Origin of the sequence: Streptococcus oralis, assembly GCF_026782375.1 — a bacterium.
Lineage (GTDB): Bacteria > Bacillota > Bacilli > Lactobacillales > Streptococcaceae > Streptococcus > Streptococcus oralis_CL.
In genome coordinates this window covers 227,212-248,211 of the sequence record NZ_JAKUWJ010000002.1, presented here as the reverse complement: position 1 = coordinate 248,211, position 21,000 = coordinate 227,212, and the positions used below count along the sequence as shown (strand labels likewise).

At 35.1% G+C, this 21,000-nt stretch carries 17 protein-coding genes and 3 tRNA genes; 13 read left to right on the top strand and 7 right to left on the bottom strand.

Annotated features, from left to right (window positions below; translation table 11 throughout):
• Positions 1-78: 78 nt before the first annotated feature.
• Entirely contained in the window at positions 79-837 is a 759-nt protein-coding gene (locus tag MK409_RS06805) for a ParB/RepB/Spo0J family partition protein (protein ID WP_268705774.1), read from the bottom strand.
• A gap of 57 nt (positions 838-894) precedes the next feature.
• Positions 895-2,085: a S1C family serine protease gene (locus MK409_RS06800; protein WP_268705773.1), complete on the bottom strand. Its 1,191-nt coding sequence runs from the start codon at positions 2,083-2,085 to the stop codon at positions 895-897.
• A 186-nt stretch (positions 2,086-2,271) separates the two neighbouring features.
• Between MK409_RS06800 and rlmH the strand changes: the two genes are divergently transcribed.
• From rlmH to MK409_RS06765, 7 genes are all read left to right on the top strand, one after another.
• The gene (rlmH, locus tag MK409_RS06795; protein ID WP_268705772.1) at positions 2,272-2,751 is read left to right on the top strand and encodes a 23S rRNA (pseudouridine(1915)-N(3))-methyltransferase RlmH; all 480 of its coding nucleotides are present in this window, start codon (positions 2,272-2,274) and stop codon (positions 2,749-2,751) included.
• Between the two features lie 43 nt (positions 2,752-2,794).
• A tRNA-Arg gene (locus tag MK409_RS06790) sits at positions 2,795-2,868 on the top strand.
• A 163-nt stretch (positions 2,869-3,031) separates the two neighbouring features.
• Entirely contained in the window at positions 3,032-3,157 is a 126-nt protein-coding gene (gene comC, locus MK409_RS06785) for a competence-stimulating peptide ComC (protein ID WP_268705771.1), read from the top strand.
• A 20-nt stretch (positions 3,158-3,177) separates the two neighbouring features.
• On the top strand, positions 3,178-4,497 hold the full coding sequence (gene comD, locus MK409_RS06780; RefSeq protein WP_268705770.1) for a competence system sensor histidine kinase ComD: 1,320 nt from the start codon (positions 3,178-3,180) through the stop codon (positions 4,495-4,497).
• On the top strand, positions 4,494-5,246 hold the full coding sequence (gene comE, locus MK409_RS06775) for a competence system response regulator transcription factor ComE (RefSeq protein ID WP_268705769.1): 753 nt from the start codon (positions 4,494-4,496) through the stop codon (positions 5,244-5,246). The genes comD and comE overlap by 4 nt, the downstream gene beginning before the upstream one ends.
• A gap of 51 nt (positions 5,247-5,297) precedes the next feature.
• Positions 5,298-5,369, top strand: a tRNA-Glu gene (locus MK409_RS06770).
• Positions 5,370-5,374: 5 nt separating this feature from the next.
• Positions 5,375-5,448: transfer RNA gene (locus tag MK409_RS06765), tRNA-Asn, on the top strand.
• 38 nt (positions 5,449-5,486) lie between these two features.
• Here MK409_RS06765 and MK409_RS06760 read toward each other — a convergent pair.
• Complete coding sequence (locus MK409_RS06760) at positions 5,487-6,029, bottom strand: TetR/AcrR family transcriptional regulator (RefSeq protein ID WP_268705768.1); 543 nt, start codon at positions 6,027-6,029, stop codon at positions 5,487-5,489.
• 127 nt (positions 6,030-6,156) lie between these two features.
• Here MK409_RS06760 and MK409_RS06755 point away from each other — a divergent pair, with 127 nt between their 5' ends.
• Positions 6,157-8,811 carry a YhgE/Pip domain-containing protein gene (locus MK409_RS06755; RefSeq protein ID WP_268705767.1) on the top strand — a complete coding sequence of 885 codons (2,655 nt, stop codon included), beginning with the start codon at positions 6,157-6,159 and terminating at the stop codon, positions 8,809-8,811.
• Between the two features lie 21 nt (positions 8,812-8,832).
• On the opposite strand, the gene MK409_RS06750 is transcribed toward MK409_RS06755, so the two are convergent.
• Together MK409_RS06750 and MK409_RS06745 are read right to left on the bottom strand one after the other, a co-directional pair.
• Complete coding sequence (locus tag MK409_RS06750) at positions 8,833-11,385, bottom strand: YfhO family protein (RefSeq protein ID WP_268705766.1); 2,553 nt, start codon at positions 11,383-11,385, stop codon at positions 8,833-8,835.
• A gap of 61 nt (positions 11,386-11,446) precedes the next feature.
• On the bottom strand, positions 11,447-13,069 hold the full coding sequence (locus tag MK409_RS06745; RefSeq protein ID WP_268705765.1) for an ATP-binding cassette domain-containing protein: 1,623 nt from the start codon (positions 13,067-13,069) through the stop codon (positions 11,447-11,449).
• 195 nt (positions 13,070-13,264) lie between these two features.
• On the opposite strand from MK409_RS06745, the gene trpS reads away from it, so the two are divergent.
• Positions 13,265-14,290 carry a tryptophan--tRNA ligase gene (gene trpS, locus MK409_RS06740; protein WP_268705764.1) on the top strand — a complete coding sequence of 342 codons (1,026 nt, stop codon included), beginning with the start codon at positions 13,265-13,267 and terminating at the stop codon, positions 14,288-14,290.
• Positions 14,291-14,443: 153 nt separating this feature from the next.
• Positions 14,444-15,922 carry an IMP dehydrogenase gene (gene guaB / locus MK409_RS06735; protein WP_268705763.1) on the top strand — a complete coding sequence of 493 codons (1,479 nt, stop codon included), beginning with the start codon at positions 14,444-14,446 and terminating at the stop codon, positions 15,920-15,922.
• A 58-nt stretch (positions 15,923-15,980) separates the two neighbouring features.
• Here the strand turns inward: guaB and recF are convergent, their stop codons facing one another.
• Both recF and yaaA read right to left on the bottom strand, forming a co-directional pair.
• Positions 15,981-17,072 (bottom strand): DNA replication/repair protein RecF, encoded by a 1,092-nt coding sequence (gene recF / locus MK409_RS06730; RefSeq protein ID WP_268705762.1) that lies wholly within the window; start codon positions 17,070-17,072, stop codon positions 15,981-15,983.
• A gap of 2 nt (positions 17,073-17,074) precedes the next feature.
• On the bottom strand, positions 17,075-17,443 hold the full coding sequence (yaaA, locus tag MK409_RS06725; protein ID WP_000455886.1) for a S4 domain-containing protein YaaA: 369 nt from the start codon (positions 17,441-17,443) through the stop codon (positions 17,075-17,077).
• Between the two features lie 158 nt (positions 17,444-17,601).
• On the opposite strand from yaaA, the gene yfmF reads away from it, so the two are divergent.
• From yfmF to rodZ, 3 genes are read left to right on the top strand one after another with little or no spacing between them, the layout of a single operon-like run.
• The gene (gene yfmF, locus MK409_RS06720; RefSeq protein WP_268705761.1) at positions 17,602-18,852 is read left to right on the top strand and encodes an EF-P 5-aminopentanol modification-associated protein YfmF; all 1,251 of its coding nucleotides are present in this window, start codon (positions 17,602-17,604) and stop codon (positions 18,850-18,852) included.
• Positions 18,849-20,132, top strand: coding sequence for an EF-P 5-aminopentanol modification-associated protein YfmH (yfmH, locus tag MK409_RS06715; protein WP_268705760.1), 1,284 nt, complete (start codon positions 18,849-18,851; stop codon positions 20,130-20,132). Before yfmF ends, yfmH begins: the two co-directional genes overlap by 4 nt.
• A 36-nt stretch (positions 20,133-20,168) precedes the next feature.
• Positions 20,169-20,990, top strand: coding sequence for a cytoskeleton protein RodZ (rodZ, locus tag MK409_RS06710; protein ID WP_268705759.1), 822 nt, complete (start codon positions 20,169-20,171; stop codon positions 20,988-20,990).
• The last annotated feature ends 10 nt before the right edge of the window (positions 20,991-21,000 follow it).

Sequence of the window (21,000 nt, the reverse complement as noted above, 5' to 3'; positions counted from 1 at the left end):
AAAATCCTTGATTTAGTAGGCTTTTTGATAAAAAAATTGGTGGATAAATTTGTGGGTTGAGAAAATAAAAGAACAGCCTTATTTCAGGCTGTTAATAATTCTATCGTATTCTTCTTGACTTGAAAAGGAGATAATAATCTTTCCAGTATCTTTTTTTGAAAGTTTAATTTCTACACTTAAACCGAGTAGTTTTTTTAATTGATCTTCTTCGTCTTTGATGAAAGAATCACTTTTTTTTTGCTTCTTGTGTTTTTTATCTGTAAGAAGTGCTTCTAACTTTCTCACAGAAATATCTTCATTTTTGATTAGTTGAAAGAAATAGTCTTGCTGCTCTTTGGCTAAACCAACTAGTGAACGTGCATGCGCTTGAGAAATTTTTCCATTTTCTACTTCAGCTAAGATATATTCTGGTAGGGAAAGTAAACGAATAAAATTAGTGATATAAGGACGAGATTTCCCCATTTTATCCGCTATCTCAGTGTGAGTAAATCCTTTTTCTACTAAAGATTCGTAGGCGCGTGCTTCTTCAACAGGATTTAAATTTTCTCTCTGCAAATTCTCAATGATTGACTGGATCATCATTTCCTGATCTGAGAGGTGCTTTACAACGGCTGGAATAGAGGTCAGACCAGCCAAGAGAGAAGCTCGATATCGTCTCTCTCCTGCAAGGATTTCATAACCAATTACAGGAGATTGACGAACGATGATTGGTTGGATGAGCCCATTTTCTTTAATTGACTGAGCTAATTCCTTTAATTTATCTGCATCAAATTCTTTCCGAGGTTGGTAAGGATTTTTTTGTATTTCTGCGATAGAAATCATTTCAAATTTTTCCATGATTCTACACTAACATATCTTTTACTATCTGTAAAGTTTTCTTTACACTGATGTCAATTAAGATTCTAGATCACCAGAATTCTTATCAAGCTTAATAGAGGTTGTTTCCTCCTTACCATTACGATAGTAGGTTACTTTTATAGTATCTCCTATAGCATGAGTATAAAGAGCATGTTGTAGATCTGTTGATGAAGCAATCTCTTTGTCGTCAACTTTAGTAATGACGTCGTATTTTTGAAGATGTCCATTTGCTGGCATATTACTTTGAACAGATCGAACAACTACACCTGAAGTAAGACTACTTGGGATGTTGAGTTTTCTCAGATCATTCGCTCCAACATTAGCTAAATTGACCATTTGAATTCCAAGAGCAGGACGAGTTACTTTACCATTCGTTTCCAGTTGTTTAATAATATTTTGTGCATCGTTTGAAGGAATTGCAAAACCAAGACCTTCTACAGATGTTTTCCCGTTACTTGCGATTTTACTTGATGTAATTCCGATAACTTGACCTTGAATGTTTACAAGTGGACCACCAGAGTTACCTGGGTTAATAGCAGTGTCTGTTTGAATAGCTTTTGTAGAAATAGCTTGTCCATCTTCAGATTTCAGAGATACAGTTCGATCAAGACTTGAAATGATCCCCTGTGTAACGGTATTGGCATATTCAGAACCTAGTGGACTACCAATTGCAATCGCTGTTTCCCCTACATTAAGTTGGCTAGAGTCACCGAATTCAGCTACTGTTGTTACTTTCTCTGAAGAGATTTTTACGACAGCAATATCAGAGAAGGTGTCAGATCCTACAATCTCACCAGGGACCTTAGTACCATCTGCCAAGCGGATATCAACTTTTGAAGCTCCATTGATAACGTGAGTATTTGTTACAAGATAGGCATCATTCCCATTCTTTTTATAGATAACTCCTGAACCTTCACTTGCAATTTGTTGAGAATCAGGATCAGTATCTGTTTCATCAGTTCCAAATAGACTACTTTGTCTATTTGATGAATAAGTAATAACAGATACAACGGCATCTTTAACCTTATTGACTGCTTGGGTAGTTGAAGTTTCATTCTTATAGGATGTTTGGGTAACAGTGTTGGAATTATTATTTGTAGATTGATTTCCTTGTTTTTGATAAAGTTGTAATGTTACGAAACTTCCTAGTGCACCACTTAAAAAACCTATTAAAATGATTACAAGAACTTTTACTCCTTTTTTGTAAAATTTTTGTAAGTGTTTCATAAACGCCTCCGTTTGTTATTTATTTACTCAGATTATAAACCTATTAACTTAATTCAAACTTAAAAGTTTGAAAGTTTTACACAAGTTGTGGATAACTTACTTTATTCTGTGAATTTCCTCGTTATTTTAGATAGTTTTGATGTGTATAAGATGTGAAATAAAGTGTGGATATGATAGAATAGAAGAATGAAAATAAAAATTGTAACAGTAGGAAAACTGAAAGAAAAATATCTTAAAGATGGTATTGCTGAATATAGCAAACGAATTTCACGTTTCGCAAAATTGGAGATGATTGAGCTTGCTGATGAGAAAACACCTGATAAAGCTAGTGAAATAGAAAATCAAAAAATCTTAGAAACAGAAGGCGCTAGAATTCTTTCTAAAGTTGGAGAAAGGGATTTTGTCCTTGTCTTGGCTATAGAAGGAAAAACATTCTCTTCAGAGGAATTTAGTAAGCAATTAGAAGAGGCTTCTATAAAAGGCTACTCAACTCTTACTTTTATCATTGGAGGAAGTTTAGGTCTGGCACCTGGTGTAAAAAATAGGGCTAATCTTTTTGTTAGTTTCGGACGTCTAACCTTACCACATCAGTTAATGAGATTGGTTTTAGTTGAACAAATTTATCGAGCTTTTACAATTCAGCAGGGATCTCCTTATCACAAATAGAAGATTGACTTAGCTCTTGTTTTTTGATAGAATGTTCATGTTAGGTCTCATAGCTCAGCTGGATAGAGCATTCGCCTTCTAAGCGAACGGTCGCAGGTTCGAATCCTGCTGGGATCAATTTTAGATGTAAAGCTGGGATTTTTCCCGGCTTTTTTCTTAAAAAAGTGCGTTTCAGGTGCAAAAATGTACAGTTGGGAAGAAATTTTTCTTACATGGTCTTCATTTTGTATAATAGGGTTGTAAGTTAATTTACAAGAAAAACAATACAGGAGACTTTATTATGAAAAACACAGTTAAATTGGAACAATTTAAAGAGGTAACAGAAACAGAATTGCAGGAGATTCGAGGTGGGGATAAAAGACTACTTTACTTTTTTAAACATATTTTTTCAAATAGGACAAAGTAATAATATTATAGGGTGATAGGATGAGTTTATTAGGATTTGGAATAGTTATTCTTCATATTTTTATTTTAACAATAAGCTATGAATTAATTTGTAAAGTAACTAAAAAAGAAAGATATTTATTTATAGCTTGTATATTTGTATATCAGTCTGTAGCTGAATTTTTCTTTGACTTTATTTCATTAGCTGGGTTAGGGATTGAAAAGTTTATATTTCCTTTTATTCTATATACTTCTATAGTAGTTTTTAAGAAGTATGATAAGCATAAAGGAATTTTTATCAGTTTACTACTATCTTTATTATATCATAGTACCCATACTTTTTTATCAGTCACCCTATCCTCTATAACAGGTGATGCTTTTGTGATAGAACATGAAGTGATGTTTTATTTAGGAGTACTATTACTAACATATTTTATTATTAAAAAAATTATTACTTATTTCCATTTAGAACTTTCCTATTTTGATAAAGATTATCTCTATCCTTTTTTTAAAAAAACAATAGTTGCTTTCTTTGGTTTGCATATATTATTGTTTATTTCAGATATAGTAGGTACGACTCATCACTTAAATAGCTTTGGGAGTATTTTAGCAGCCATCATTTTTATATGTTTGTTATTGTGCTTCTTTGCAATGAACTCTTATAAAGTTCAAGTTGAAAAAGAGATTGCTCTAAAACAAAAGAAATTTGAACAAAAGTATTTACAGACTTATACAGATGAAATTGTAGGTTTGTATAATGAAATTCGAGGTTTTCGTCATGATTATGCAGGTATGCTTGTCAGCATGCAAATGGCAATTGACAGTGAAGATTTACAAGAAATTGACAGAGTTTACAATGAAGTATTAGTAAAAGCGAATCAAAAACTGCGTTCAGAGAAATATACTTACTTTGATTTGAATAATATAGAAGATTCAGCTTTACGTAGTTTGATTGCTCAATCCATTGTCTATGCACGAAATAATGATGTAGAGTTTACATTGGAAGTAAAGGATGTTATTACTAGATTGTCAATAGATTTACTTGATCTTGTTCGAATCATGAGTATTCTCTTAAATAATGCTGTTGAAGGTGCTGCGGATAGTTACTTGAAACAAATGGAAGTTGCAGTTATTAAAATGGATTTTGAAACAGTTATAGTCATCCAAAATTCATGTAAAATCACTATGACGCCTTCAGAAAACTTATTTGCCTTAGGTTTCTCTACTAAGGGAAGAAATAGAGGTCTAGGACTTAATAATGTCAATGAGATTTTAGACAAGTATGACAACATTATTCTAGAAACAGAGATGGAAGACAACACATTTAGACAAATTATTAGATTTAAGAGGGAATTTGAATGAAAGTACTAATTTTAGAAGATGTTATTGAGAATCAAGTGAGACTTGAGAGAATATTGAATGAAATCTCTGAGGAATCAAATATTCCTATTTCGTACAAGACAACAGGAAAAGTTCGTGAGTTTAAGGAATATATCGAAAATGATGAAGTAAACCAGCTTTATTTCTTAGATATCGATATTCATGGAATTGAGAAAAAGGGCTTTGAAGTAGCACAATTTATCCGTCATCACAATCCCTATGCTATTATTGTCTTTATTACCAGTCGATCTGAATTTGCTACCTTAACGTACAAATACCAGGTATCAGCCCTAGATTTTGTTGATAAAGACATCAATGATGAATTGTTCAAAAAACGTATCGAGCAGAGTATTTTCTATACCAAAAGCATGTTGCTTGAAAACGAAGATGTTGTAGACTATTTTGATTACAACTATAAGGGAAATGATTTAAAAATCCCTTACCATGATATTTTATATATCGAAACCACAGGAGTTTCTCATAAACTTCGGATTATTGGTAAGAATTTTGCCAAAGAATTCTATGGAACTATGACAGATATTCAGGAAAAGGACAAACATACCCAGCGATTTTATTGCTCCCATAAATCTTTCCTTGTCAATGTGGGAAATGTGAGAGAAATTGATCGAAAGAATTTAGAAGTTGTCTTTTATGAAGATCATCGCTGCCCCATCACTCGTTTGAAAATTCGCAAACTAAAAGATATTCTAGAGAAAAAATCTAAAAAGTGATTGACAATTAGTAAGAAATTGATATAATGGTTATATCTGCTACAGATAGATGGTCCGTTGGTCAAGGGGTTAAGACACCGCCTTTTCACGGCGGTAACACGGGTTCGAATCCCGTACGGACTATTTTATCCGCCATAGCTCAGTTGGTAGTAGCGCATGACTGTTAATCATGATGTCGTAGGTTCGAGTCCTACTGGCGGAGTCAGATAAAAAGAACACCAGGTGGTGTTCTTTTTATTCTTAGTTTGTATCACCTAACATTTTCATAAGGAAGTCTGTCATTTCTTGCGGACTTTCTTTTTTTCCGTGGGCAATCCACGTCTGGCAAACTCCGAATAGGGCATTTGTTAGATAAATGCTACTGTATTCTAGTTCAATTGGATTGAGTTGTAGTTGCATAAAACGTTTCTGAAGATCAGTACTAAGCATAATATGCAGTTTATTTCTCAAGAAATTTTGGATTTCTTTGGTTCCATTTTCAGAAAGAAGAGCAGCCAGAAGTGGTTCTGATTCTAGATATTCAAATACTTCTAAAATAGCATCTCTTTTATGATGAACATGTTTTTGAAAAATATATTCAAAGGTATGAAAGAGTTTACTTTGGTAGTGCTCAATCATATCATACTTATCCTTGTAGTGAGTGTAAAAGCTGGAACGACTAATTCCGGCTTTTTTAGCTAACTTTACCGTAGAAATTTGATCAAAGGGGTAGTCCATCAACAATTGAACCATGGCATTTTCGATAATTCGTTTTGTTTTTAAACGTTTGTTACTTTCTTTCATAATTCCTCCTTGTACACAAAAATAGACTATATGTCTAAAAAAATATTTTTTACCTTGTATTTTGGATTTTTTTATGTATAATCTATTATATCAAAATTTTAGACAATATGTTTAAAAAGGAGGAAATATGTTTAAAGAATGGAAAGCAATATTTAAAAAACCGACCTTTATCATTGTAATGATAGGGATTTCTCTCATTCCAGCTTTATACAACATTATATTTTTATCATCCATGTGGGATCCATATGGTCAATTGTCAGAGTTACCTGTAGCAGTTGTCAATAAAGATAAGGAAGCTTCTTATAATGGACAGACAATGACAATAGGTGAAGACATGGTGTATAATTTGAAAGAAAATAAGGCTTTAGATTTTCATTTTGTTAATGAAGAGGAAGGGGAAAAAGGCCTAGAAGATGGTGACTACTACATGGTAGTGACTTTACCAAGTGACTTATCTGAAAAGGCTACTTCTATCCTAACTAATCATCCTGAACAGATGCAGATTGATTATCAGACTTCAAGTGGGCATAGCTTTATTGCAAGCAAGATGAGTTATTCTGCAATGACACAGTTAAAACAAACCGTTTCTACTAATGTAACTGAAACGTATACCAAGGCTTTATTTCAAAAAATGAATGACTTGAAGACTGGAGTAAACAAGGCAGCTGATGGAAGTGAACAATTGGCTAATGGAGCAAATCAGTTGGTGACGGGAAGTCAAACATTGACGACAAATCTTAATACTCTAGCTAACTCAAGTGTAACTTTTTCAAATGGAGCGGATCAATTTACAAAAGGCTTATCTAGTTATGTGTCTGCTATAGAGCAATTACATATTGGTTTAGGAACTTTTAATAGTGGTTTACAAAGTTATACAAATGCTGTCTCACAAGTTGACACTGGACTTGGTCAATTAGCTTCAAAAACTCCTGAGTTGGTGACAGGTGTAAATCAGCTAAATACAGGTATAAAGTCCTATACAGGTGGCGTTTCACAACTGGATACAGGTCTCAATCAATTTTCAGTTGGTGTAAATGCTTATACAAGTAGTGTAAAAGAACTTTCTAACGGAACAAGTCAATTATCCAATCAATCAGATACACTAAGAGATGGAATGGAGAAATTAAATACTGGTATTAAAGAAATTTCAAGCCAATTAGAGTCCTCATCTCAACAAAATGAAGAAATAGCGCAATTGGCAACAAGCTTAGGAGAACTAAATAAAACACTACAAGCTCTTACAATATCAGATAATACTCAACTGAAAAGTACATTGTCAGAAGCTTTGCCAAATCTAACAACTCTTGCTCAGGATATTGTGACCAAAAGTCAGACAGAACAAGAGAAAACTCTTGTAAACCTTCAATCAACAGCTACTTATCAATCTCTTACAGAGGAACAAAAGAAAGAACTGACAGAAGCTATTTCTAAAAATTCTAGTTCTACTATTGAGTCAGCAAAAACAATTTTAACGACAGTAGGGGGATTAAAAGAAAGTATAGAGAATTCAGAACAACAAGTAACTAATCTATCTGATGTACAGACGAAGGCAAATCAACTCTTACCTGCAGCATCTAGCTCCTTGACAACCTTGTCAAATGGATTTACAAAATTGCAAACTGCTGTAGATAATCAGTTGGTTCCAGGAAGTCAGTCAATTGAAAAAGGAGTTGTAAACTATACTAAGGGACTGGACACAATTTCTATAGGTGCCAATAAACTAAGTGAAAAGAATGCAAACTTAACAACTAGTCTAGATCAATTAGTTTCTGGATCAAGTAAGTTGACAGAAAATACATCAACCTTGACAGCTGGAGTAGATGCGTTAGCTGGAAAAGCTCCAGAATTAGTATCAGGTATAGAAAGTTTGTCATCTGGTTCTACTCAATTAAATAATAAGAGTCCAGAGCTAATAGCAGGTCTTGCTAAATTACAATTTGGCTCTGGTCAATTAATAGATAAATCAACACAGTTACTTTCTGCAGCATCTCAACTAGGAAGTGGTGCTATGAAGATTTCAGATGGTACTGGAAAACTAGCAGAAGGTGGAACAAGCTTAACCTCTGGTCTTGAAGATTTACAGACAGGAGTTGGTTCATTAGGACAAGGATTAGGAAATGCTAATAATCAGCTCAAATCAGCTTCAACAGAATCTAAAAATGCAGAGACATTATCTGAACCTCTAGTTCTTTCAAAAACAGATAACGACCAAGTTCCTGTAAATGGGATTGCTATGGCTCCTTATATGATATCAGTTGCTCTTTTTGTTGCTGCTATATCTACCAATATGATTTTTGCTAAGTTGCCTTCTGGACGTCATCCAGAGAGTCGTTGGGCTTGGTTGAAGTCTCGATCTGAAATAAATGGCATTATAGCTGTCTTAGCAGGTGTTTTAGTTTATGGCGGTGTCCATCTGATTGGTTTAACTGCTAACCATGAGATGAGAACCTTAATTTTAATTATAATCATAAGTTTAGCTTTTATGTCTATGGTGACAGCTTTAACAACTTGGAATAGCCGTTTAGGAGCATTCTTCTCTCTTATTTTACTATTATTACAGTTAGCATCAAGTGCAGGGACTTATCCCCTTGCTTTGACAAATGATTTCTTTAAAGGTATCAATCCATGGTTACCAATGAGTTACTCTGTATCAGGCTTACGACAAACAATCTCTATGACAGGAAATATTCATCACCAAGTGATTTTCCTTATTATAACACTAGCTTTCTTTACTGCTTTAGGTATGCTAGCTTATCAACCTAAGAAAATGGAAGAAGATTAAAAAGATTGACCAAGGAATTGGTCAATCTTTTTCTGTATTAGATAAATTTTGTCTGCGATTATAGATTCCAAAAAGTAGAAGGGCAGTTACTGAGCAGACTGCTCCAATAACAAAACCATTGGGAATAAAGGAAAGTGTAATGGTTCCTTTTCCTTTTGGAACATCAACTTTCATAAAACCAGTCTGAGCCTGCTTGATTTCAAGTTTTTTCCCATCTTGGTATGCAGACCAACCTTTGTCATAAGGAATAGTGAAGAAAATAGAGGTATCTTCTTTTACTTCATATGTAGCAAAGACTTTATTTTTAGAGGTGGACACTTCTACAGGTTGTTCTTTAATCTTTTGGATTGCCTCAGTAAGAGCCTGAGTATCTAAACGATAGAAGGTTGGAGATTCAAATGACACCTGAGAATTTCCAGGGAAACTAACACTGATATTGAAAGTTTTTTGTTCTTCAGTATAACCTAAATTAAAGAAATTAAATGCATTGTCAGTTGTAAAAGTCTTTTTTTCACCGTTGACAAGAATGTCAACTTTCTTTTGTTTATCATTAGTAAAATGAAGGTTTGAAAAAGAGAGATAGACTTGACTATTTTTAGGAACCTCAATTTGATAATCAATCCTTGCATCCTCATTCGTAGAACTTATGATGCTTGTTAAACCATCGGAATTATCTTTTTTATCATATGCTATTGGATAGAAATAATCTAAGTTGAGATTAGCAAGCTGGTTTATAAATAAGGCCTGATTATCCAGAGTATGATTATTAAAGTTTACATCTGTGTAAATAGATTGAGTGGCAAAGGCAATGGGTAAAGAGAGTTGATTTTTATATAAGGTTAAATGATCCTTTTGATAAATCTCTTGAAATCCATATTTATCAAGGGGAGTTTCTGAAATATTGTACTGGATTCCAAATAAACTGTCTGCTAAAATACTATTATTTGTATAACGAAGATTGAGGTTAGTTCCAGAGGATTTGAATCCCAGTTTATCTAAACTAGTGCTAGCTGAGCGATTTCGTACAGACGAGAATTGAGAGATTCCATTGTAATTAAATTTCATACTGTCATTTCCTGTCTGAATTTGCAGTTTCTCAGTACGTGTAAATGGATTGTCAATTTGGTTTAGAATGGATTCCATAGCGGTGATATCTCTATTATAGGCGCTACGAGAAGCAAAGGCCCATTCTTTAGCTATTCCTTCCATTTGAGCTGAAGCATTTAGGCTTATTTCAACTGTTATAAATAAAGATAAAAGAATTGCAAATAGTTTTACAGAGATAAATTTTCTGATGACTGCAAGGAGTAAAAGAGCATAAACTAGGAGAAATTCAAGGGTGAGTAGAATATTCAGATCTGTTAAAAAAGAATAGTGTGATTTAAAGTATACAGTAGCTAAAAATCCTGTTAATACAAGAAAAAGGGAGACAAATAGATTCCAGAGCTTCAATTCTTTCAGACGATTTAAGACTTCTGCTGCAGTATAAATTAACAGAGTAGAAAAAATCCAAGCATAGCGATGTAAAAACATATTTGGAGTATGCATCCCCTGCCAAAATAAATCAAGTGCCTCTATGTAAAAGCTTGTTATTAAAAAAATAAAGAAAATTGCATAAGTAAGTTTCACGTGAAATTTGATGGATTTTATTGTGAAAAATAGAATGGTCAAAATAAAAGGAAGCAATCCAACAAAAATCATTGGTATAGATCCATACTTAGTTGTATCAAAAGATCCAATGAATTGTTTTGCGAAAATATCCAGATACCAACTACTATCTGTCTTTAATTTTGTAATGGCAGTTAACTTCTCCCCATGAGTTTGTAAATCAAACAATGTAGGAAGAGTCATAATCAAACTAGCCATTCCTGCTAAAAATGAGGTAACAACAAAATCAAGAAAAGATGATTTTCTATTTTTAAAGTCCCATGAAATTTGGCAGAGATACCAGAAAATAAGAAAAAATGCTGTCATATATCCAAAATAATAGTTTTGAATAAACAAGATTGACAGACTTGTAAAGTATAGCAGGCGCTTCTTTTCCGTTATAAGCATGTGTAAACCAGTTATAATTAAAGGAATCAAGATAAAAACATCTAGCCAGGTTTTTATCTCTAACTGACTAACAGTAAAGCTCATTAGAGCATAGGAAGTAGATAAGGCAAGTTTTAAAGATTTCGGAATATCTTTAAATAATCTATTTAGACTGAAGAAGGTTGACAGCCCAATCAATCCAAATTTTAAGAGAGTGGTCAGATAAACAGCATCTGGCATATTCGACAGATTAAAAAAGTAAACCAGAGGTGAGAGAAAACTACCTAAGTAATAACTAGATAGAGCATAGAAATTCAGTCCGAGGCCACTTGTAAAGGTGTAAAACAAACTACCATTTCCATGTAGAATATTCCGTAAAGCTACATCAAAAATAACGTATTGATGAAAACCGTCTCCTAATAGTGGGGACGTATCACTATTCCAGTAGATCCCTTGAGATAGATATACTCCAGACATAATCACTACAGGAATGATGAAAGAAATAAAATAGGTCCAATATGTTTTAAAAAATGATTTCATGTTACCTCGTAGAATGATAGAAAACTCAGTTGGTTAACCCAACTGAGTTTTGAAGTCTTATTTAGTCTTTCCAAAGGTCTTTGACTTTTGCTTGCACTTCTGTATTTTCTAGGAATTCATCATAGGTTTCATCGATACGATCGATGACGCCATTCTTAGACAAAACAATGATATGGTTTGCCAAAGTTTGAATGAACTCGTGGTCATGACTGGCAAAGATGATTGATTCTTTAAAGTTTTTCAACCCATCGTTTAAACTTGAGATAGATTCCAAGTCTAAGTGATTTGTTGGATCATCAAGTACAAGGACATTTGATTTCAGAAGCATAAGTTTTGAAAGCATGACACGAACTTTTTCTCCCCCTGACAAGACATTTACAGGTTTGTTAACCTCATCACCAGAGAAGAGCATACGACCAAGGAAACCACGTAAGAAGGTATTATCGTCTTCTTCTTTACTTGCAAATTGACGCAACCAGTCAAGAATTGACTCGCTCCCTGAAAAATCAGCAGAGTTATCTTTTGGCAAGTAAGAGCGACTGGTAGTAACTCCCCACTTAACCGTTCCTTCATAGTCAATGTCACCCATGATTGCACGAATTAGTGCAGTAGTTTGGATGTCATTTTGTCCAATAAGAGCCGTCTTATCACCTGGACGCAAGATAAAGCTGATATTATCTAAAATAGTCTCACCATCAATCTTTACAGTTAGATTTTCTACTGTCAAGAGATCATTACCAATCTCACGCTCTGCTTTAAAGTTGATAAATGGGTATTTACGACTGGATGGAACAATTTCTTCTAGTTCAATCTTGTCAAGCATTTTTTTACGAGACGTTGCCTGTCTTGACTTAGAAGCATTGGCAGAGAATCGAGCAACGAATTCTTGCAATTGCTTAATTTTTTCTTCCGCTTTGGCATTACGGTCTGCTAACAATTTAGCAGCAAGCTCAGAAGATTCCTTCCAGAAGTCATAGTTTCCGACATAGAGTTTGATTTTTCCAAAGTCAAGGTCTGCCATGTGAGTACATACTTTGTTTAAGAAGTGGCGGTCATGGGATACAACGATGACAGTGTTATCAAAGTCAATTAAGAAGTCTTCTAGCCATGTAATTGATTGGATATCCAAACCGTTGGTTGGCTCGTCCAAGAGAAGAACATCTGGTTTGCCAAAAAGTGCTTTGGCAAGGAGAACTTTTACTTTTTCACCATTGGCCAATTCGCTCATGTTTTGGTAGTGCAATTCTTCTGGAATATTTAGATTTTGAAGCAGTTGAGATGCTTCACTCTCTGCTTCCCAACCTCCAAGTTCAGCAAACTCACCTTCGAGTTCAGCTGCACGAACACCATCTTCATCAGAAAAATCTTCCTTCGTGTAAATAGCATCTTTCTCTTTCATAATGCTATAAAGCTTTTCATTTCCCATGATAACGACATCAATTGCACGTTCATCTTCATAGTCAAAGTGATTTTGACGAAGAACAGAGAGACGTTCATCTGGACCAAGAGAAATGTGACCAGTTGTAGGTTCGATATCACCAGCTAAAATTTTTAAGAATGTAGACTTCCCAGCACCATTAGCACCAATTAATCCGTATGTATTTCCTTCTGTAAATTTGATGTTGACATCATCAAAAAGTTTGCGATCACTAAAACGTAGTGAAACATCAGATACTGTAAGCAATGTTTTTCTCCTATAATATGTAATACATTTATTCTACTAGAAAAGAGAGAAATATTCAAATTTTTCTTTGTCAATTTTATGTCAACTAAGTTTACAGTTATATTTACAGTAAATCGGCTCTTTGATTTAAATAATTTTCTGTTATTTTAACAAAAAAATGCTATAATTGAAGAGACCATTTCGAAGGAGAAAAAAATGACGAAACCCATTATTTTAACAGGAGACCGTCCAACAGGTAAACTGCATATTGGACATTATGTTGGTAGTCTAAAAAATAGAGTATTACTACAGGAAGAAGATAAGTATGAGATGTTTGTTTTTTTGGCGGACCAGCAAGCATTGACAGATCACGCCAAAGATCCTCAAACCATTGTAGAATCTATTGGAAATGTGGCTTTGGATTACCTAGCAGTTGGATTGGATCCTAGTAAATCAACTATCTTTATTCAAAGTCAGATTCCAGAGTTGGCTGAGCTGTCTATGTACTATATGAATTTGGTGTCACTAGCTCGTTTGGAGCGTAATCCGACAGTAAAAACAGAGATTGCTCAAAAAGGATTTGGAGAAAGTATTCCGACAGGTTTTTTGGTTTATCCAATCGCTCAGGCAGCAGATATCACAGCCTTTAAGGCTAATTATGTTCCTGTAGGAACAGACCAAAAACCAATGATTGAACAAACTCGTGAGATTGTTCGTTCCTTTAATCATGCTTATAACTGTGATGTTTTGGTGGAACCAGAAGGTATTTACCCAGAAAATGAAAGAGCAGGTCGTCTACCTGGTCTAGATGGAAATGCTAAAATGTCTAAATCCCTCAATAATGGTATTTATCTAGCTGATGATGCTGATACTTTGCGTAAAAAAGTCATGAGTATGTATACAGACCCGGATCATATTCGTGTTGAGGATCCAGGTAAGATTGAAGGAAACATGGTTTTCCATTATCTAGATGTTTTTGGTCGTCCTGAAGATGCTAAAGAAATTGCAGAGATGAAAGAACACTATCAACGTGGTGGTCTTGGTGATGTGAAGACGAAACGCTATCTACTCGAAATACTTGAACGCGAACTTGGTCCTATTCGTGAGCGCCGTATCAAATTTGCTCAGGATATGGGAGAAGTGTATAATATGCTTCAAAAAGGAAGCGAAAAAGCTCGCGAGGTTGCAGGACAAACTCTATCTGAGGTTAAGGAAGCAATGGGACTTCATTATTTTAAATAAGCTTATATACTATAAGAAATTATCTTTTTTCGCACAGGAAAAGATAGTTTTTTTATTTGTCCTTGTATCATTTGACAAATTTTCATAGAATGGTATGATAGATACAATACAAAAAGAGTCAAGCTCAAAAAGAAAGAAATGAGGAAACTTCGAATGTCTAATTGGGACACTAAATTTTTGAAAAAAGGTTTTACCTTTGATGATATATTGCTTATTCCTGCTGAGAGTCATGTGTTGCCGAATGATGCAGATTTAACAACAAAATTGGCAGATAATCTGACTTTAAATATCCCAATTATTACAGCCGCAATGGACACAGTCACAGAAAGCCAAATGGCCATTGCCATTGCTCGTGCGGGTGGTCTTGGAGTAATCCATAAAAACATGTCAATTGCGCAACAAGCAGACGAAGTTCGCAAGGTAAAACGTTCTGAAAATGGTGTTATTATTGATCCATTCTTCTTGACTCCAGAACATACCATTGCTGAGGCAGACGAACTGATGGGACGTTACCGTATCAGTGGTGTTCCAGTTGTAGAAACACTTGAAAATCGAAAATTGGTTGGTATTCTAACAAACCGAGATCTTCGCTTTATTTCAGATTACAATCAACCAATCTCAAACCATATGACCAGTGAAAATCTTGTCACTGCTCCTGTTGGTACAGATCTTGCAACAGCTGAACATATTCTTCAAGAACACCGTATTGAAAAACTTCCTTTGGTTGACGAAGAAGGTCGTCTTTCTGGCTTGATTACTATTAAGGATATTGAAAAAGTGATTGAGTTCCCAAATGCGGCAAAAGATGAATTCGGTCGTCTTCTAGTTGCTGGTGCGGTAGGAGTTACTTCTGACACATTTGAACGTGCAGAAGCCCTCTTTGAAGCAGGAGCTGATGCTATTGTTATCGATACTGCCCATGGTCACTCAGCGGGCGTACTTCGTAAAATCGCTGAAATTCGTGCTCATTTCCCAGACCGTACACTGATTGCGGGGAACATCGCTACTGCTGAAGGTGCGCGTGCTCTTTATGATGCGGGTGTGGATGTTGTCAAAGTCGGGATTGGACCAGGTTCTATCTGTACTACTCGTGTGATTGCAGGTGTAGGTGTCCCACAAGTGACAGCAATTTATGATGCGGCAGCAGTTGCGCGCGAATATGGAAAAACGATTATTGCTGATGGTGGAATCAAGTATTCTGGAGATATTGTAAAAGCTCTTGCTGCAGGTGGAAATGCAGTTATGCTTGGTTCAATGTTTGCTGGAACAGATGAAGCACCAGGTGAAACTGAAATTTTCCAAGGACGTAAGTTTAAGACTTACCGTGGTATGGGATCAATCGCTGCAATGAAAAAAGGTTCAAGTGATCGTTACTTCCAAGGTTCTATCAATGAAGCAAACAAACTCGTTCCAGAAGGAATTGAAGGTCGTGTTGCCTATAAAGGTGCAGCAGCTGATATTGTCTTCCAAATGATTGGTGGTATTCGCTCTGGTATGGGTTACTGTGGTGCAGCTAACCTTAAAGAATTGCACGACAAGGCTCAATTTATTGAAATGTCTGGAGCTGGCCTAAAAGAAAGCCATCCTCATGATGTACAAATCACTAATGAGGCACCAAACTACTCTATGTAAGAAGTAAAAAAGAACTCCTGAAATTCAGGAGTTCTTTTTGTTTACAAAGTTGTCAATTTTAATTTACAGATATTTCACCGTTTTGGATGTTGAAAATGCTAAGATTTTCTGGCAAGTTTTGTAAGTGATCTAAACTTGTTGTTGTGATGAAGGTCTGGATAGATTGTGAAATAGTTTCTAGTAATTTTAGTTGTCGTGTGTTGTCAAGCTCGCTCATAACATCGTCAAGCAAGAGTATTGGAGACTCGTTAGTAATGCTTTCCATTAGTTCAATCTCTGCTAGTTTGATAGAAAGCACAAGACTACGATGTTGCCCTTGACTTCCAAAACTAGCATCCATACCGTTGATATAGAAAGCAATGTCATCTCGATGAGGGCCAACACCAGTATTCTTTTTAAATAAATCTCTTGATCTACTTTTTTCTAAAGCAATTTTAAAAGAATCCATTAAGACTTCTTCATTAGTGAAGTTGACAGTTGATTGATAAGATATTGACAACTCTTCTGACTGATTTGAAATTTCTAAGTGCTTTTTTTGACCAAATTTCTCTAGGTCTTTGATGAATTTTATTCGATGTTTTATGACACGACAACCATACTCTACTAATTGATCATCTAAGACCGACAGAAATGTTTCGTCAATCTTTTGACTGGATTTTAGGTAAGTGTTTCTTTGCTTGAGTATATGGTTATAGTTTGACAAGTCTGACAAGTAGATTGGTTTAATTTGTCCCAGTTCGATATCTATAAACTTTCGACGGACAGAGGGTGCTCCTTTAATTAACTGGAGATCCTCAGGTGCGAAGAGAACTACATTCATATGTCCGATGTAGTCTGATAGTCGAGCTTGCTTTAAGTGATTGACTTTAGTCACACGACCTTTTGGTGTTAAATCAATTTCTAGTGGGATAGAACCTGTTTTTTTCTGTAGCAAGCCAGAAAGATGGAGTTGTTCTTCATCAAAATGAATGAGATTTTTATCTGTTCGAGTCCGATGACTACGTGTTAAGGCCAAAAAATAGATTGCTTCTAGAATGTTGGTCTTTCCTTGTGCGTTTTGACCTAGAAAAACGTTTAGTTTTGGATTGAAATCAATTTTCGTCTCTTTGTAGTTGCGAAAGGTTTTTATTGTTAAATGTTGGAGCCACATGATTATCTTCCTGGAAAACGTGGAGCTTGTTTGGTTTTAGGTGATAAAGCAGTTTTTTGTTTTTCTTTCTTTACACCCTTGTTCATCTCTTTGACAAGTTTAGCAATCCGCTCTTTTTCAATCTTATCTGCTTGGTATTCTTCTTGCTCTTTTAAACTTGGTTGTGTCAAGGTGATGTCAATCTTTAAATCAGGGATGTCAATCGCATCTCCAACACGAATTTTTTTCCCACGTCTAGTTTCTAATTCACCATTAAAGTAAACTTGATGTTCCATCAAAAAGGATTTAATAGCACCACCGCTTTGTATAATTCCAAGCTCTTTTAGGAGGGCTTGGAGCGTAATAAATTCTTCAAATAATTTGTATTCCATAATTCACCTCAATCTAAGGTATTATACCATATTTCTTAGAATTAAGTGAGCGAAATCACTGGAAATGAAAACGATTTTTATTTTAAAAGCGGTAAAGAGAATAAGAAATATTTTCCTTTTCGTGATATAATAGAACTCTATATGTAAGGAGGTAAGGTATGGAGTTAGTGCCTGGAATTTCAGCACATTTTGTTCAATCCAAAAAGTTTAAAACAAATAAAATCACTGTTCGTTTTACTGCTTCCTTATCTCTTGAGACAGTAGCAGGACGCATGTTAAGTGCGAGTATGTTGGAGACTGCCAATAAAGCTTACCCAACTTCTCAAGCTTTTCGTAAATATTTAGCAAGTTTGTACGGAGCAGATATTTCTACGAGTGCTTATCGTAGAGGACAGGCACATATTCTTGACTTAACCTTTACCTATGTACGAGATGAGTTTTTGAGTAAAAAAAATGTCTTGACTTCTCGAATTTTGGAATTGGTAGAAAAGACTTTATTTGCCCCCTTAGTTTTAGATGGAGCTTTTGAGCCAAACTTGTTTGAAATTGAAAAAAAGCAATTATTGGCTAGCTTAGCTACTGATATGGATGATTCATTTTATTTTGCTCATAAGGAGTTAGACGGCTTGTTATTCCATGATGAGCGTCTTCAATTGAGATACAGTGATTTACGAAATAGCATTTCAAATGAGTCTCCAGAAAGTAGCTACACTTGTTTTCAAGATGCTCTGAAAAATGATCAAATTGATTTCTTTTTCTTAGGTGATTTTAATGAAGTAGAAATTACAGAATCACTGAAATCATTGCCCTTTACAGCTAGAAAGAGCGATGTTAGCATCCAGTACCATCAGTCTTATTCGAATGTTTTACAAGAAGGAATGGTTCAGAGAAATGTTGGACAATCTATTTTGGAAATGGGCTATCATTCTCCTGTAAAATATGGTGATGATCAGCATCTGCCTATGCTTGTTATGAATGGTTTGTTGGGGGAATTTGCACATTCGAAACTTTTTACAAACGTTCGTGAGAATGCTGGGATAGCCTATACGGTCTCTAGTCAGTTGGATCTGTTTAGTGGCTTGTTAAGAATGTATGCAGGCATCGATAGAGGAAATCGGAATCAAGCTAGAAAAATGATGAATCATCAGTTGATGGATTTGAAAAAGGGCAACTTTACAGATTTTGAGCTTAATCAAACTAAGGAGATGATTCGAAGATCTTTATTGATTGCTCAAGATAGTCAGCATACCCTAGTTGAAAGAATCTATTTAACTGCACTATTTGGAAAAGCGACTTTTGACATTGACCGGTTGTTGGAAAAATTAGAGAGTGTCGATAAAGAAGCTGTATGTAAAGCTGCCCACAGTTTGAAGTTACAAGCGATTTACTTTATGGAAGGAGTAGAATGACAAGGGTTACTTTTGAAGAAAAATACTATTCTGCTGTAAAGGAAAGAGTGTACAAAACACAATTGTCAAATGGGTTGACAGTTTCTTTACTCCCTAAGCAAGATTTCAATGAGGTTTACGGGGTTGTAACGGTTCAATTTGGCTCTGTAGATGCAACTTATACAAGTTTGGAAAAAGGTTTACGTCATCATCCAGCAGGAATTGCACATTTTCTTGAACATAAATTGTTTGAAAGAGCAAACTCTGAGGATATAATGGCTGCTTTTACTCGATTAGGTGCGGACAGTAATGCCTTTACAAGCTTTACTAAGACCAGCTATCTTTTTTCAACAATTGACCATTTATTAGATAATTTAGATTTGCTTGATGAGTTAGTTGGAGATGCTCATTTTACAGAAGAGTCTGTTTTGAGGGAACAAGATATTATCCAGCAAGAACGAGAAATGTATCAAGATGATCCAGATTCGCGTTTGTTTTTTGCAACATTAGCCAATCTTTATCCTGGTACTTCTTTAGCAACAGATATTGTTGGGAGTGAAAAATCAATTTCTGAGATTCAAGTTTCAAATTTAAAAGAGAACTTTACAGACTTTTACAAACCTGTCAACATGTCTCTATTTTTAGTTGGAAATATTGATGTGGAGCTCATTGAGGAATACTTTTCGAAAAAGGAAAATAAGATTTTAGAGCAGTTTACAGTTTCAAAAGAGCAACTACCTTTGCAACCTGTGAAGCAAACAGATAGTCTTCGGATGGAAGTTTCTTTACCAAAACTTGCTGTTGCTATTAGAGGAACTGGTCAAATAACGGAAGAGGAGTCTTATCGTTACAACATTTTATTGAAATTGCTATTTACGATGATGTTTGGCTGGACCTCGGATCGTTTTCAAAGATTATACGAGACAGGGAAGTTAGATGCGTCATTGTCACTAGAGGTTGAGGTAAATAGTCGCTTTCATTTTGTGATATTGACGATGGATACCAAGGAACCTGTTTCTTTGTCGCACCAATTTCGGAAAGCGATTCGTCAGTTTAGTAGTGATGCAGATATTACTGAGGAGCATCTCGATCTTGTTAAGAGTGAGATGTTTGGAGAATTTTTCAGTAGTATGAACTCCTTGGAATTTATTGCAACTCAATACGATCCTATGGATCTCGGAGAAACAATTTTTGATTTTCCGAAAATTTTACAGGAAATTACTTTGGAAGATGTTCTTGAAGCTGGACATCGTTTGATTGATGATGGTGATCTAGTTGATTTTACAATTTTTCCAGCCTAAATAAGGCAAGAACACTAGAAAGAAGGAATGGTAAGTATGAGAAAAAAAACAATTGGCGAGGTTCTGCGTTTAGCTAGAATTAACCAGGGATTGAGTATAGAAGAATTGCAGGAAAAAACTGAAATTCAGTTGAATTTTCTAGAAGCAATGGAGGCGGATGATTTCGATCAACTTCCTAGTACCTTTTACGCTCGTTCTTTTTTAAGAAAATATGCTTGGGCAGTAGAGTTAGATGAAAGAATTGTCTTGGATGCCTATGATTCAGGTAGTATGATCACCTATGAAGAGGTCGATGTTGATGAAGAAGACTTGTCTGGTCGTAGACGATCAAATAAGAAAAAAACTTCTTATCTCCCTTTATTTTATTTTGTGCTATTTGCTTTATCAATTTTAATTTTTGTGACTTACTATGTTTGGAACTACATCCAAACTCAGCCAAGTCCTTCTTCAGCTAACTATAGTGTTGTGAACTCAACTAGTTCAACAACCTCATCTAATTCATCTTTTAGTAGTCAGGTATCAAGCTCATCTTCTACTGCGGAATCAACTATTACCGTTTCAGGTGAAGGAAACCGCATTGAAGCCCGCTATAAAACGAGTAAGGAAACAGCCACGGTTCAGCTGACTGTTTCGGATGCAACTAGCTGGGTAAGTGTTTCAGGAAGTGACCTTGAAGGTGGGGTGACCTTGTCATCAGACAATAAAAACGCAAAAACAACAGTTTCAACGAAAGAACCTGTGACGATTACTTTGGGTGTAGTGAAGGGAGTTACTTTAACTGTGGACAATCAAACAATCGATACCTCGAAGCTGACAACTCAGACTGGAACTGTAACACTTACATTTACTACAGATTAAGGAAGAACCA